The organism is Lacticaseibacillus zeae DSM 20178 = KCTC 3804, assembly GCF_000260435.1.
In the GTDB taxonomy this organism is placed as follows: Bacteria; Bacillota; Bacilli; order Lactobacillales; family Lactobacillaceae; genus Lacticaseibacillus; species Lacticaseibacillus zeae.
The window spans coordinates 1-639 of record NZ_BACQ01000092.1 but is presented as its reverse complement, the minus strand read 5'-3'; the positions used below and the strand labels follow the sequence as shown (position 1 = coordinate 639).

General features: G+C 50.9%; 1 protein-coding gene. It reads left to right on the top strand.

Annotation, left to right across the window (positions count from 1 at the left end; genetic code table 11):
* The coding region (locus tag GSO_RS16175; protein WP_010493911.1) for an IS30 family transposase at positions 1–630 on the top strand (630 nt) is incomplete at its 5' end.
* Between the last annotated feature and the right edge of the window lie 9 nt (positions 631–639).

Sequence of the window (639 nt, the reverse complement as noted above, 5' to 3'; positions counted from 1 at the left end):
CTCGGCGTTCCATTGAAGAGCCATGGTGCTCGCGGGCTACCAAGGCTGCTTCGACACCGAGGCAAGACGCGCAAAATCAAAGGCACCATAAATGAACGCCGGGGGCGCTTCAATGACGTGCCATCAATTCACGACCGACCCCGGTCGGCAGAAAATCGGAGCTGGTTTGGTCACTGGGAAGGCGATACAGTACGCGGTAAAACAGGACACTCTGCATTAGTAACATTAGTTGACCGTAAATCACGCTATCTGCTTTCGAAGCGAACGGCCAACGCAAAAGCTGACACTGTTAGAGACGTCATGATTGAGCTGCTTGGTGCCTTACCAGCTAACCGAGTAAGAACAGTGACTCCTGACCGTGGAAGGGAGTTTGCCCGGTACAGGGAGCTGGCAGAGCGTCTGAATACAAAGGTCTTCTTTCCTGACCCACACGCGCCTCAACAACGAGGAACTAACGAAAACACCAACGGACTGACTAGAGAATACTTTCCCAAGAACACAGACCTAGACCTTCAGAGCGACCAGGAAATTGAGACTTACATTGAACAACTGAATAATCGACCACGCAAGGTCTTAGGCTGGAAGACGCCATCAGAAGTCTTCATGGGTAAAAAGTTGCACTTGAGTTGACAATTCGTC